Origin of the sequence: Pantoea sp. SJZ147 (genome assembly GCF_007828605.1) — a bacterium.
GTDB lineage: Bacteria > Pseudomonadota > Gammaproteobacteria > Enterobacterales > Enterobacteriaceae > Pantoea > Pantoea allii.
On sequence record NZ_VIVB01000001.1, the window covers coordinates 390,673 to 404,499 of the forward strand.

Annotated in this window: 9 protein-coding genes and 1 other RNA gene; 5 read left to right on the forward strand and 5 right to left on the reverse strand. The window is 53.9% G+C overall.

Features of this window, described 5'->3' with window-relative positions; translation table 11 throughout:
- Positions 1–35: 35 nt before the first annotated feature.
- A complete protein-coding gene (sufB, locus tag FBY13_RS01870; RefSeq protein WP_145393325.1) occupies positions 36–1,529 on the reverse strand; it encodes a Fe-S cluster assembly protein SufB in 1,494 nt (497 codons plus the stop codon).
- A gap of 7 nt (positions 1,530–1,536) precedes the next feature.
- Positions 1,537–1,911, reverse strand: coding sequence for a Fe-S cluster assembly scaffold SufA (gene sufA / locus FBY13_RS01875; RefSeq protein WP_063879386.1), 375 nt, complete (start codon positions 1,909–1,911; stop codon positions 1,537–1,539).
- A 389-nt stretch (positions 1,912–2,300) separates the two neighbouring features.
- On the opposite strand from sufA, the gene FBY13_RS01880 reads away from it, so the two are divergent.
- A complete protein-coding gene (locus FBY13_RS01880) occupies positions 2,301–2,705 on the forward strand; it encodes a hypothetical protein (protein ID WP_145393326.1) in 405 nt (134 codons plus the stop codon).
- A 31-nt stretch (positions 2,706–2,736) separates the two neighbouring features.
- Here FBY13_RS01880 and FBY13_RS01885 read toward each other — a convergent pair whose 3' ends face one another.
- Positions 2,737–5,790 carry an FAD-binding and (Fe-S)-binding domain-containing protein gene (locus FBY13_RS01885; RefSeq protein ID WP_145393327.1) on the reverse strand — a complete coding sequence of 1,018 codons (3,054 nt, stop codon included), beginning with the start codon at positions 5,788–5,790 and terminating at the stop codon, positions 2,737–2,739.
- A gap of 207 nt (positions 5,791–5,997) precedes the next feature.
- Here FBY13_RS01885 and ydiK point away from each other — a divergent pair, with 207 nt between their 5' ends.
- Together ydiK and rprA are read left to right on the forward strand one after the other, a co-directional pair.
- On the forward strand, positions 5,998–7,098 hold the full coding sequence (gene ydiK, locus FBY13_RS01890) for an AI-2E family transporter YdiK (RefSeq protein WP_109716243.1): 1,101 nt from the start codon (positions 5,998–6,000) through the stop codon (positions 7,096–7,098).
- A gap of 254 nt (positions 7,099–7,352) precedes the next feature.
- Positions 7,353–7,461, forward strand: an RNA gene (gene rprA / locus FBY13_RS01895) — antisense sRNA RprA.
- Between the two features lie 67 nt (positions 7,462–7,528).
- On the opposite strand, the gene ppsA is transcribed toward rprA, so the two are convergent.
- Positions 7,529–9,913, reverse strand: coding sequence for a phosphoenolpyruvate synthase (gene ppsA / locus FBY13_RS01900; protein ID WP_109716242.1), 2,385 nt, complete (start codon positions 9,911–9,913; stop codon positions 7,529–7,531).
- Positions 9,914–10,347: 434 nt separating this feature from the next.
- Between ppsA and FBY13_RS01905 the strand changes: the two genes are divergently transcribed.
- Together FBY13_RS01905 and FBY13_RS01910 are read left to right on the forward strand one after the other, a co-directional pair.
- A complete protein-coding gene (locus tag FBY13_RS01905; RefSeq protein ID WP_063879382.1) occupies positions 10,348–11,175 on the forward strand; it encodes a pyruvate, water dikinase regulatory protein in 828 nt (275 codons plus the stop codon).
- A gap of 152 nt (positions 11,176–11,327) precedes the next feature.
- Entirely contained in the window at positions 11,328–12,374 is a 1,047-nt protein-coding gene (locus FBY13_RS01910; protein ID WP_145393328.1) for a 3-deoxy-7-phosphoheptulonate synthase, read from the forward strand.
- A gap of 1 nt (position 12,375) precedes the next feature.
- On the opposite strand, the gene FBY13_RS01915 is transcribed toward FBY13_RS01910, so the two are convergent.
- Entirely contained in the window at positions 12,376–13,812 is a 1,437-nt protein-coding gene (locus FBY13_RS01915; RefSeq protein WP_109716241.1) for a protein adenylyltransferase SelO, read from the reverse strand.
- Between the last annotated feature and the right edge of the window lie 15 nt (positions 13,813–13,827).

Here is a 13,827-nt window from a genome sequence, read left to right on the forward strand (position 1 = left end):
CACATTGCTTCCGGCAACGCGTGTGACGGCGTCAATCAGCCCACACTGTGCTCAAGGCTGATGGCTAACAGTTTTTGTGCTTCCACTGCAAATTCCAGCGGCAGCTCAGAGAATACGTCTTTACAGAAACCGTTCACGATCATTGAGATAGCATCTTCTTCACTGATGCCACGTTGCAGACAGTAGAACATCTGATCTTCGCCGATACGTGAGGTGGTCGCTTCGTGCTCCAGCTGGGCGGTATTGTTACGGGTTTCAACATACGGGAACGTATGCGCACCGCAATCCGGGCCAATCAGCATGGAATCACACTGGGTAAAGTTACGTGCGTTGGTTGCCGTGGGCATGATTTTCACCAGGCCACGGTAGGTGTTCTGGCTTTTCCCGGCTGAGATACCTTTAGAGATGATGGTCGACCTGGTGTTTTTGCCGATGTGGATCATCTTGGTACCGGTGTCCGCCTGCTGGCGGCCGCTGGTCAGTGCCACCGAGTAAAATTCGCCCACCGAGTTATCGCCACGCAGAATACAGCTTGGGTATTTCCAGGTAATGGCCGAGCCGGTTTCCGACTGGGTCCATGACATTTTGCTGTAGTCACCTTCGCAAAGCGCGCGCTTGGTCACGAAGTTGAGAATACCGCCCTCGCCTTCGCCACCCGGGAACCAGTTCTGAACGGTGGAATATTTTACTTCCGCGTTCTTATGAATAATGACCTCGACCACCGCCGCATGAAGCTGGTAAGTATCACGCACGGGCGCAGAGCAGCCTTCGATATAGCTGACGTAGCTGTCTTCATCTGCAATCAGAATCGTACGTTCAAACTGACCGGTTTTCGCGGCGTTGATACGGAAATAGGTCGACAGCTCCATCGGGCAACGCACCCCTTTCGGGATGTAGACGAAGGTACCGTCAGACGCCACGGCAGAGTTCAGTGCAGCAAAGAAGTTGTCGTTGGGTGGCACCACGGTACCCAGATACTTTTTCACCAGTTCGGGATGATCGTGGATGGCTTCGCCAAACGAACAGAAGATAATCCCCTGCTCTGCCAGCTTGCCACGATAGGTGGTCGACACGGAGACGGAGTCAAAAATGGCGTCAACCGCCACTTCTTTGCCTTCACGTACCGGAACGCCTAACTGATTAAACGCGTTCTCAACTTCCTGCGTCAGATAATCACTGGCAGGTGCGCTACCGGATGCCTGAGTCGCGCCGGGTTCGGACGCGCAGGTGTCATCGCAGTTTCCGCACGATGGCGCGGAATAGTAGCTGTAATCCTGATAATCAAGCTTTTCGTAATGGGCTTTCAGCCAGTGTGGCTCATCCATTTCCAGCCAGGCACGAAAGGCTTTAAGACGAAACTCCAGCATCCACTCTGGCTCGTTACGCTTAGCCGAAATTGCCCGCACCACATCTTCATTGATGCCGTTGGCAAATTCTTCGGTTTGCAATTGGGTAAAGAAGCCCTCTTTGTAATTGAGCTTACCTTCCCACATTTGTACATCGTCAGATGTTTCGCTGTGTCGTGACATATTTCACTTACTCGACGCCAAAGCTTTCACCGCACCCGCAGGCGTGCTGAGCTTTAGGGTTATTGAATTTAAAAATCTGATTCAGGCCTTCGCGGACATAGTCCACTTCGGTGCCATCGATAAATGGCATTGCCTGAAGCGGCACAAACAGCGTTGCGCCGTAGTAGGAAAACTGCAGATCATCATCTTCTGGCTGCTTCACCAGATCCATCACATAACCAAAACCGGCACAGCCGGATTGTTTAATTGCTAAACGCAGGCCCTTGACTTCTGGGTTTTCTGCGGCCAGATTTAGAATTTGTTTCGCTGCGGTTTCAGTCAGCGTTAACCCTTTCCACACATAATCGTCGGGTGAGAAAGAGTCTGCATTCACGGATGACATGTTGATACCTCTTGAGTCCGGACCTTTTCAGGCTATCCCCCTATGGTAGTGATCTGACAAATCACTTCAACCTCTTGTTTTGCAGGGATAATCATAAGGTGCTGTTTTTGACAGCGCATTTATTAAGCATAGTCGTTTCAGGCAGGCTTGCAGAGGCAAGCGCTGGACGAAATACGGTGCTGTAACCTGTTAATAATTCGTGAATTTTTAAATAACCACTTTAGGATAACGCCCTTATTGATAGGTTACGCCTTTCTGCATTGTAAACAGATTGTTATTTCCGATTATACCGACAGGTGAGATAAATCGAAAAAAATTTCTTCCCGGGTGATTGCAATCCCGCTATGGATGAATATGATAATCATTATCATTCAATATTGAGGCGCGTTATGTCGTTATCCGTTTCCGCCTGGCTTCAGCATAAACTTGATGAATACCGATTTTCGGTACGCGATCTCACCGTCGACTTCTACCTGGCTCAGGCCAAACTTAACCGGGCTGAATGTACCCTTCAGCAACTGCGTCAGTTTAATGATACCTGCCGGGATATGGCAGAGATCTGCCAGCTAAATGGCGATGACCAGAGTTATCTGCATGCGATGGGCAAACTTCACCACCGACTGGTGGACGAAATGCAAAACCCCGACCGCGATCGCCTGTTTCGTCTTCAGGCTTACCAACTGGCAAGGCTGTCTCTGACTCAGCTTTGCCACCAGCTTGCCCGCTGCGGTGAATGGGAACAGGCCACCCTGTTGCAGCGTGAATTTGTCCGCCACGCAGGCTGGATATTCTAATCCAACCTGCGATCGGCGTCGCCTACCCGTTTTACACTAATTCAAGCAGTGCCTGAAGCGGATGACGCATCCCGTTGCCCTCTACCCGTTTGACCTGACTGCGGCAGGAAAAACCGGTTGCCAGACAGCGTTGACGCGGGAGTTTTTGCAACTGTGGATGCCATGACAGCGCATAAATCCCCAGCGAATTCTCCAGATTCTGGCTTTCGTGACCATAGGTGCCAGCCATTCCGCAGCAGCCCACGTTAATATTTTCGAGCTTTGCGCCGAAGCGCGAGAAAATCGCTTGCCACTGACCGGGCGTTGCCGGAAGGGCCGTGACCTCCGTGCAGTGGGCAAACAGATACCATGATTCCCCGCCGGTGACCTGTACCTCACGTTCCTGCAGCGCATGCTGCAGCCACTCATGCACCAGCAACACAGTGAAGTCACCGCGGGCCTCGCCCAGCGTCTGACGATACTCGTCGCGGTAACACAGCACCGTTGCCGGATCGATCCCCACCATCGGCATCCCCAGCTTTGCCACGCGATTCAGGAAATCGGCAGTTTTACTGGCCGTGCGGGCAAAGCGTTGTAAAAAGCCTTTCACGTGCTGCGCTTTGCCGTTAGGCGTGAACGGCAGCAGAACCGGCTGATAATCCAGTTTTTCAATCAGCGTAATAAAATCGTGCACCAGCCTGGCTTCATAGAAACTGGTAAAGGGGTCCTGCACCACCAGCACTTTTTTGGCTCGCTGCGTGTCACTGAGCGCTTCAAGCTGCTCCAGCGTCATATTCATGGCCGGGTGCCCGCTCAACTGCTGCTTGAGCGTCGGCGATGACAGTAACGGCAAGTCGACCATGCCGATGTGCGTTTTACTGAAGGAAGAGGCCCAGGGCTGCTTCAGAAAAAAGTTAAACACGCCCGGCGCTTTTGCCATGAGTGGCGCATAGCTTTCGACCGCTGCGACCAGATGGTCGCTGAGCGGGCGCAGATAGCGCGTATGGTAGAGCTGTAAAAAGCGGGAACGAAAATCCGGGACGTCAATCTTAATCGGGCACTGGGTGGAACAGGCTTTACAGGCCAGGCAACCTGACATCGCCTCCTTCACCTCATGTGAAAAGTCATATTCCCCTTTGTTCGCATACCAGGTATTGCGCATTCTGCTTATCAGCGCGCGGAGCGACAGGGTATTTTCCGGCAGCTTTTTCTCCAGCATCAGCGGATCAACCCCCTGCTCCGCCAGTAAACGCAGCCATTCCCGCGTTAAGGTCGCGCGCCCTTTGGGCGAGTGAATGCGGTTACGGGTGATTTTCATGGAGGGGCACATCGGGCTGCGGGCATCAAAATTAAAGCATAGCCCGTTGCCATTACACTCCAGCGCACCACGCCAGGTTTCACGCACCTGAAGGGGAATCTGGCGATCGTAGCTGCCACGCTTGGTCGCATCGACCTGCATCATTGCCGCATCGCTGTCGAACGGTGTACAAATCTTGCCGGGATTAAGTCGGTTATCGGGATCGAAGGCGGCTTTAATGCGGCGCAGCTCATTAAACAGCGTTTCACCAAAAAAGGCCGGGCTGTACTGTGCGCGGAAGCCCTTGCCATGTTCGCCCCAAAGCAGGCCACCATAGCGTGCGGTTAAGGCAACTACCTCATCGGAAATTTGCTTCATCATCATTTCCTGATGAGGATCGCACATATCCAGTGCCGGGCGGACGTGAAGCACGCCGGCATCCACATGACCAAACATGCCATAACTCAGGCCATGGCTGTCCAGAAGCGCACGGAACTCGACGATATAATCGGCAAGATGTTCAGGTGGAACGGCCGTGTCTTCAACAAACGGGATCGGCTTGGCACGCCCTTTGGCATTGCCAAGTAAGCCCACGGCTTTTTTACGCATGTTGTAGATGCGCTCGATCCCATCAAGATCGTCACAGAGCTGGTAGCCGATAACGCCGCCCTGCTGCGCTGCCATTAAGGTATCCAGACGGGCACAAAGCTGCGTCATTTGCCGATCGATCTGCGGGGCATCATCTCCGGCAAACTCCACAATATTCAGCCCCAGCATCTCTTTATCCGGAATATCCGTAATCAGCTCGCGAACGGAATGCCAGACAATGTCTTCCCGCGCCAGATTCAGGACTTTGGAGTCAACCGTTTCTACCGACAGCGCCTGGGCTTCTACCATCAGCGGCGCGTTACGAAGCGCGGAATCGAAAGCGTCATACTTGATATTGACGATGCGCCGCACCTTGGGCAGAGGCGTAATATCCAGACGGGCTTCAGTGATAAACGCCAGTGTCCCTTCCGCGCCACATAACAGCCGCGTCAGGTCAAAGGTCTGCATATCATCGCTAAACACATGGCGCAGATCGTAACCGGTCAGGAAACGGTTAAGTTTGGGAAACTTTTCCAGAATCAGTTCGCGATGTTCACGGCAACGAGTCAGTACCTGCTGATAAATCCGGCCTTCGGGGGTTGGCGTTTGCGCCAGATGCTCTGCCAGCGCGGTGGGTACCGGTCGGGTATCCAGAATATCCCCGCCGAGCAGCACGGCCCGCAGGCCCAAAACATGGTCAGAGGTTTTGCCGTAGACCAGCGAACCCTGACCGGATGCATCGGTGTTAATCATCCCGCCGAGCGTGGCTCGGTTACTGGTCGATAACTCTGGCGAAAAGAAGAAGCCAAAAGGTTTCAGGTAAGCATTAAGCTGGTCTTTTACCACGCCGGCTTCAACGCGTACCCATCCCTGTTCGGTATTGATCTCCAGGATGCGGTTCATGTGGCGCGACATGTCGACAATAATGCCCTGATTCAGCGACTGGCCGTTGGTGCCGGTGCCACCGCCGCGCGGGGTAAAGACCAGGCCTGAAAAGGGTGCTTCACCCGCAAGCCGGGCTATCAGGGCAACATCTGCCGTGGAACGCGGGAAAAGCACCGCATCGGGCAGGAGCTGATAGATGCTGTTGTCAGTGGAAAGTGAAAGTCTGTCGGCGTAACTGGTGGCGGTATCGCCGGTGAAACCCTGCGCTTTGAGGGTTTCAAGAAATGTCAGCACCCGTTGGATAAGACCCGGTGCCTGAGAAATCTGTGGGATCATTATTATGTGACCAAAGATGTTGGGTAGGTTTGCGTCTGTATCTTGCTTTACGCCTCAGTTTTATCACATTTCCAACGGCGCTGTCGTTTTTTCAGGGGAAGCTGAAACCATTTATTTACAAGCCTGTATAAACGCCATGAAATGGCTCATGATTATGGGGCACCGTTATCCCCTGAGTTGACGGATTCCAATGAGGTAATGCCTAAGATGAAAAGCCTGGAACGGCAGATAGATCTTCCCCAGATGTTATTCACGTTGATGTTCATTTTACTCTTAATCGCCGCCTGTTTATGGGTGGTTCAGCCGTTCATATTGGGCTTTGCCTGGGCAAGCATGGTGGTCATCGCCACCTGGCCACTGATGCTGAAAATTCAGCGGCTGCTCTGGGGACAGCGCTTTCTGGCGGTGATTGTTATGACCATTCTGCTGCTGCTGTTGTTTATTATTCCGGTTGCCCTGCTGGTTAACAGCCTGATCGATAACAGCGCACCGGTTATCGCCTGGGCAACCCAGGGACATATGTTGCCAACCCTGAGCTGGCTTAACGATATTCCCATGGTGGGCGAGAAGCTGTATGCCAGTTACCAAAAACTGGTGGCGGGCGGCGGCGCGGCCATCATGGCAAAACTGCAGCCCTATGTGGGCCGCACCACCGGCTTCTTTGTTGCGCAGGCCGGACACTTTGGCCGCTTTATGATTCATCTGGCCGTGATGCTGCTGTTCAGCGTGCTGCTGTACTGGCGCGGTGAGCAAGCCGCGCTGGGTATCCGTCATTTTGCCTGGCGCATGGCGGGCAGACGGGGTGATGCCGCGGTTTTGCTGGCCGGACAGGCCGTACGCGCCGTCGCGCTGGGCGTGGTCGTTACCGCGCTGGTACAGGGCGTTCTGGGCGGCATCGGGCTGGCAGTCTCTGGCATCCCCTATGCCACCCTACTGACCGTGTTGATGATTCTCTGTTGCCTGGTGCAAATCGGTCCTCTGCTGGTGCTGGTTCCCGCCATTATTTACCTCTACTGGAGTGGAGATACCACCTGGGGCACGGTACTGCTGATCTGGAGTTGCGTGGTCGGTACGCTGGATAACATTCTGCGTCCGGTGCTGATTCGCATGGGCGCGGATCTCCCCCTGATTTTGATTCTGTCCGGCGTCATCGGGGGATTAATCGCCTTCGGTATGATTGGCCTGTTTATTGGACCGGTTGTGCTGGCCGTTTCTTATCGACTGGTCTCCGTCTGGATGCATGAAGTGCCCGCCCCGAGCGCCGATCCCCTGCGGGTCGCAAAGGAATCATCCGAAGAACAGCCCTGATTCTTGATTTTATATGATTAGTAGTCGTTAAGTTGGCTGGCTGATTAAGATATCGCCAGCCATTTTTTCATTAGCGGATTTTAAGATAAAACGCATATTTCACGTCACTGGCCCATTCCTCACGCTAAAATGATTACTTTCTAAACATAATAACGGTCCGAAACGCTCTAGCCAGTCGTCAAAATATTATTTCCTTTAAACTAATAAGAGGATTCTTAAAGACGCCAGCGTGCCGTGTGAATAACATATTTCCTATGTTGGAAATCAACTTACTGGTTTCTAAACACCCTAATTTCCCCTGAGTAGCGTAAAGAATTGCTGTGTGTAGTCTTTGCCCATCCCCTGTGATGGGCTTTTTTTTGCCTGTCGAAAAGTGAAACCAAAAAGGCCAGCATTCGCTGGCCTTCAGGCAATAATCTTACCAATAACCTCAGGCGGTTTTGTTCAGGGCCGCCAGGCTTAACCAGGTTTCAACAACGGTATCCGGATTCAGTGACAGGCTGTCAATGCCCTGCTCCATTAACCAGGCAGCAAAATCCTGATGGTCGGAAGGTCCCTGACCACATATCCCAACGTATTTCCCCTGTTTTTTCGCCGCCTGAATCGCCATGGACAGCAACGCTTTTACCGCCTCATTCCGTTCATCAAACAAAGCTGAGACGACCCCGGAATCGCGATCCAGCCCCAGCGCCAGCTGAGTCATGTCATTAGATCCAATGGAGAAACCGTCAAAGTGTTGTAAGAACTGCTCGGCCAACAGCGCATTCGACGGTATTTCACACATCATAATGACCTTAAGCCCGTTCTCTCCGCGCTTCAGCCCCTGGCGACCTAACTCCTCCACCACCGCCTGAGCCTGATCGACCGTACGTACAAACGGCACCATGATCTCGACGTTGGTCAGTCCCATCTCGTTTCGTACCCGCTTCACCGCTTCGCACTCCAGCGCAAAACAGTCGCGGAAGCTTTCGGACACGTAACGGCCCGCGCCACGGAATCCCAGCATCGGGTTCTCTTCTTCCGGTTCGTAACGTTCCCCCCCCACCAGATTGGCGTATTCATTAGTTTTAAAATCCGACAGGCGCACAATCACCCGTTTTGGTGCGAAAGCCGCGCCCAGCGTCGCGATCCCTTCGGTCAGGCGAGCAATGTAGAACTCAACCGGATCGTCGAAGCCTTTCATCAACTGACGAATTTGCTTCTGCAACTCGGGAGTTTGCTGATCAAACTCCAGTAACGCTTTGGGGTGCACGCCAATCATGCGGTTGATGATAAATTCCAGACGCGCCAGCCCGACACCTTCGTTAGGCAGGCAGGCGAAATCAAAGGCGCGATCCGGGTTACCCACGTTCATCATGATCTTAAGCGGCAAATCCGGCATGGTATCGACCTGCGAACTGGTGACATCGAAGTCGAGCAGTTCGTCATAGACATAGCCAGTATCGCCTTCTGCACAGGAAACGGTGACGTTGTGGCCTTCTTTGAGGCGCTCAGTGGCATCGCCGCATCCCACCACCGCTGGAATACCCAGCTCACGCGCGATAATCGCAGCATGACAGGTACGGCCGCCGCGATTGGTCACAATGGCTGAGGCCTTTTTCATGATCGGTTCCCAGTCGGGATCGGTCATATCCGTTACCAGCACGTCCCCTTTTTCAATGCGGTTCATCTCGCTGATATCATGAATGACCTTAACCGGACCAGCACCAATACGGTGGCCGATAGCGCGGCCTTCAATCACCACATTACCCTGCCCTTGCAGGCTGTAACGCTCCATCACCTGACCATTGGAACGCACAGTTTCAGGGCGCGCCTGGACGATAAACAGCTTGCCGGTATGGCCGTCTTTAGCCCACTCGATATCCATCGGACGTTTGTAGTGTTGCTCAATCAGCACCGCCTGATGGGCCAGCGCCTCAACTTCGGCATCGCTCAGACAGAAACGGTCGCGCTCGGCTTCCGCAACGTCTTCGATGCGCACCTGCTCGCCATGCTCCCGCGAGTCGGCGTAAACCATCCGCACTTTTTTCGAGCCCATGTTGCGACGCACGATGGCAGGACGTTTCGCGGCCAGCGTCGGCTTGTGCACATAAAACTCGTCCGGATTCACCGCTCCCTGCACCACCATTTCGCCCAGGCCCAGCGCGGCGGTAATAAACACCACCTGATCAAAGCCTGATTCCGTATCAATGGTGAACATCACACCGGATGAGGCCAGGTCAGAGCGCACCATGCGCTGAATCCCCGCCGACAGCGCCACGCCACGATGATCGTAGCCCTGATGGACGCGGTAAGAGATGGCACGGTCATTAAACAGCGAGGCATAAACGTGTTTGACCGCTACCATGACTGACTCAATGCCCTGCACGTTCAGGAAGGTTTCCTGCTGTCCAGCGAAGGACGCATCAGGCATATCTTCAGCGGTGGCGGATGAACGCACGGCGAAGGACGCGTCTGCATCATCCGCAGAGAGTTGGTCATACGCCGAAAGAATGGCGGCTTCGAGTTCAGGCTGGAATGGGGTTTCGACTACCCACTGGCGTATTTGTTTACCCGCTTTCGCCAGTTGATCAACATCATCAATATTGGTGTCATCCAGCAAAGCATAGATACGCTGGTTCAGACCGCTCTGCTCAAGAAACTGATTAAAGGCCCAGGAAGTGGTGGCAAAACCATTCGGTACTGACACACCTAAAGATGACAAATTGGTAATCATCTCACCCAGAGAGGCATTTTTGCCCCCCACCCGATCAACATCATGCATGCCAAGCTGGTTGTACCAAAGTACTAAGGGCTGTTCGCCTTTATTGGACATTGAACTGATCCTTTATTAATGAATGGGCACATGGAAAATCCTGCTATTAACACATTCAGCCTGGCATAACGTCTGACGAAACACGATCTGTTGAATCGTTAAAGCAGATTCTCTGAGGCAGTTTCAGAATTGCGCCTGGTTTTTTGCAACGTTGCGCAAAGCAATCGTTTCTCAATAACATATTGATAATAAATCACTTATTATTTTTACCGTCGCGTATGCCGCTTTTGTTGTTGCGCAACACACGCCGCCCGTGTTTATCGCCAAAGGCTACCAGGTGAGGAAATATGCAGGCAGGAACAGGGATAGCCTTAGGGCGAAAAGGGAAAAGCGGCTGGCACAGAATGAGAGAGCTACACTTGCGCCTGAAGGCATGGTTATATTGACTGAATCATCCAATTCTTATCACGACTTCTCTGCCCGAGGCACGACTCATGACCACTGACAGAAGCGTTTTCTACATTTCCGACGGCACAGCAATTACAGCCGAAGTGCTGGGCCACGCCGTGTTATCTCAGTTTCCGGTAAATACCACCAGCGTCACCCTGCCGTTTGTTGAAAACGTGCAGCGTGCGCAGGCCGTTAAGGCGCAAATCAATGCGCTTTACCAGCAAAGTGGCGTGCGCCCGTTGGTATTTTTTTCCATTGTGACGCCTGAAGTACGCGACATCATTGTTCAGAGTGAAGGCTTTTGTCAGGACATTGTCCAGGCGCTGGTCGCTCCACTTCAGCAGGAGCTGGGCCTGTCACCGGCACCGGTCGCGCACCGAACGCACGGGCTTGATGCCAGCAATCTGGGTAAATATGACGCCCGTATCGCGGCGATCGATTACACCCTGGCGCACGATGACGGCATCTCTCTGCGCGGCCTGGAAGATGCGCAGGTGATCCTGATTGGCGTTTCCCGCTGTGGCAAAACGCCAACCAGCCTGTATCTGGCGATGCAGTTTGGTATCCGTGCTGCTAACTATCCGTTTATCGCCGACGACATGGATAATCTGAAATTGCCCCCCGCCCTGCGTCAGCATCAACACAAACTGTTTGGCCTGACAATCGACCCGGAACGCCTGGCGGCTATCCGACAGGAACGTGCGGAAAATACCCGTTATGCTTCTCTGCGCCAGTGTCGGCTCGAAGTGGGCGAAGTCGAAGCGCTGTTTCGCACTCACCAGATTCGCTATCTCAACAGTACCAATTATTCCGTAGAAGAGATCGCCACCAAAATCCTCGACATTATGGGCCTGACGCGCCGCATGTATTAATGATCCCCAGGCGGCGGAGCTGTAACGCGCCGCTGCCGCAATTTTACCGTGCATTGTCACGTTGTGGCTTGAATTCACAGGCTAATGGTTTATTGTGACCATCATCACTTCCCGGTATTTCACCGCTGCGAAGACAAAGCTTAGAGAACAACATGAATAAAACTGACGAACTGCGCACGGCGCGCATTGGCAGCCTGATTTCCCCTGCCAGTCTGGCAGCAGAACATCCGCTTTCATCTGCCATGGCCGACAACATCACCGCCGCACGCAAACGTATTGCCCGCATCCTCACAGGCGACGATCCCCGTTTACTGGTCGTCATCGGCCCCTGCTCCCTGCATGATCCGGTCGCCGCGCTGGACTACGCTCAGCGTTTAGTTGCCCTACGTGAACGTTATCAGGATCGGCTGGAAATCGTGATGCGCACCTATTTCGAAAAACCGCGTACGGTGGTCGGCTGGAAAGGCCTGATATCCGATCCCGACCTGGACGGCAGCTTTGATGTGAATCGCGGCATCAGTATTGCCCGCAAGCTTCTGATTGATATCAACGCGCTGGGCTTGCCGACCGCCACCGAATTCCTGGATATGGTGATCGGCCAGTTTATTGCCGACCTGATTAGCTGGGGCGCCATTGGTGCACGCACCACAGAAAGCCAGATCCACCGTGAAATGGCGTCGGCGCTCTCCTGCCCGGTCGGTTTTAAAAACGGTACGGATGGAAACGTGCGTATCGCCGTGGATGCCATTCGTGCATCCCGTGCCAGCCATATGTTTCTGTCGCCGGATAAGGAAGGCCAGATGACCATTTACCAGACCAGCGGTAACCCGCATGGCCATGTCATCTTACGAGGCGGTAAGCAGCCCAACTATCATGCCAGCGACGTAGCCGACGCCGCTGCCTGTTTAAATGAATTCGGTCTGTCGCCACAGTTGGTCATCGATTTCAGCCACGGCAACTGCCTGAAGCAACATCGCCGCCAGCGTGACGTCGCCATCGACGTCGCCGAACAGATTAAAAGCGGTTCGCGTGCGGTCGCCGGCGTGATGATTGAGAGTTTTATCGAGGAAGGCAATCAGAAAGTGGTGAGCGGTGAACCCCTGACCTACGGCCAGTCGATCACCGATCCCTGCCTGAACTGGCAAGACAGCGAAGACGTGCTCGCGCTGTTAGCGGACGCCGTTTCTCACCGTCTGTAAATCAGCTGGAGCAGCTTACCTCCAGCGTTTTGCCCCAGTCCGGCGGCCGTTGACGATATTCAGCGGCCGTCGCGTCACTAAAAGGCTGTTGAAGCGCCTGATGTAAACGCGCCAGCGCCCCGCTTTCGCCCTGTTCCGCCTCGTCTATGGCCTGTTGAGCAAGATAGTTACGCAGCACCACGGCGGGATTGGCCGCTTTCATCGCCTGCTGCCGTTCAGCATCGCCGATCTGCTCCTGCAATAAGCGGTTACGGTAATGCTGATACCAACGGTCAAAGGCGGGACGATCGATGAATTCATCTCGCAGCGGCGAACGGCTCTCAGCCTGCTGGGTCTCACTCAACAAACGAAACGTCAGCGTATAATCGCTGCGTTCCTGACTCATCAGGCCGAGCAAACCGGTCAGAATGTCATTATCGCCGGCATCTGCTGTCAGCAAGCCCAGTTTTGCCCGCATCCGCTCTCCCCATTCGCGCATCAGCTCATTTTCATAACCGCTCAGCGCCTGCCGGAGCTGTTCAGTCGTCAGCAACCCTGACAACGCATGGGCCAGACGATTAAGATTCCACAAGCCAATCATCGGCTGATTTTCGAAGCTGTAGCGCCCTTGATAATCGCTGTGATTGCAGATGTAGTCTGGCTGGTAGTCATCCAGGAATCCGTAAGGACCGTAGTCGATGGTCAGACCGAGGATCGACATATTATCGGTATTCATCACACCGTGGGCGAAGCCCACGCTTTGCCACTGGGCAATCAGCCGTGCGGTGCGCAGCACAATATCGGAAAACCACAGTTGATAACGATCGGCCTCGTCGACCAGGTGCGGCCAGTGATGACGAATGGCATAGTCCGCCAGCTGCCTGACCTGTTCAGGTTGCTGGCTATAGAAGAAGTGCTCAAAATGACCAAAGCGTAGATGGCCTGGTGCAATGCGCATCAACATCGCGCCGCGTTCGGCGGTTTCGCGGTAAACAGGTTCATCGCTGATGGCAACGCTCAGCGCGCGCGTGGTAGGAATGCCCAGATGATGCAGCGCCTCAGAAGCCAGAAACTCGCGCACCGTTGACCGTACAACAGCCCGGCCATCGCCCATTCGTGAATACGGCGTCAGCCCTGCGCCTTTCAGATGCCAGTCGAGCCGGCGGCCGTCGTCCAGGTATTGTTCACCCAGTAACATACCGCGGCCATCGCCCAGTTGACCTGCCCAGACGCCAAACTGATGCCCGCTGTAAACCTGAGCCAGCGGTTGCATGCCAGGCAACAGCGCGGCACCATACCAAACGCCATGCCCCTGCCCGGCAAAAAGATCGCTGTCCAGCGCCATCTCATTCGCCAGGGCTGCGTTGTGGTACAACAGTCGACCGCCTGCAAGCGGCGTAGGATGTAACGCGGTGTAGCTGCCCGGAAGCTCACGGAACCAGCTATTGTCAAAGACCATTATTTCTCCCCAACG

What these genes read in the sequence shown, in the direction of transcription:
- FBY13_RS01915 (WP_109716241.1), bottom strand. Translation starts at nt 13,812, where the DNA reads ATGGTCTTTGACAATAGCTGGTTCCGTGAGCTTCCGGGCAGCTACACC.
- sufA (WP_063879386.1), bottom strand. Translation starts at nt 1,911, where the DNA reads ATGTCATCCGTGAATGCAGACTCTTTCTCACCCGACGATTATGTGTGG.
- FBY13_RS01905 (WP_063879382.1), top strand. Translation starts at nt 10,348, where the DNA reads ATGACCACTGACAGAAGCGTTTTCTACATTTCCGACGGCACAGCAATT.
- sufB (WP_145393325.1), bottom strand. Translation starts at nt 1,529, where the DNA reads ATGTCACGACACAGCGAAACATCTGACGATGTACAAATGTGGGAAGGT.
- FBY13_RS01880 (WP_145393326.1), top strand. Translation starts at nt 2,301, where the DNA reads ATGTCGTTATCCGTTTCCGCCTGGCTTCAGCATAAACTTGATGAATAC.
- FBY13_RS01910 (WP_145393328.1), top strand. Translation starts at nt 11,328, where the DNA reads ATGAATAAAACTGACGAACTGCGCACGGCGCGCATTGGCAGCCTGATT.
- FBY13_RS01885 (WP_145393327.1), bottom strand. Translation starts at nt 5,790, where the DNA reads ATGATCCCACAGATTTCTCAGGCACCGGGTCTTATCCAACGGGTGCTG.
- ppsA (WP_109716242.1), bottom strand. Translation starts at nt 9,913, where the DNA reads ATGTCCAATAAAGGCGAACAGCCCTTAGTACTTTGGTACAACCAGCTT.
- ydiK (WP_109716243.1), top strand. Translation starts at nt 5,998, where the DNA reads ATGAAAAGCCTGGAACGGCAGATAGATCTTCCCCAGATGTTATTCACG.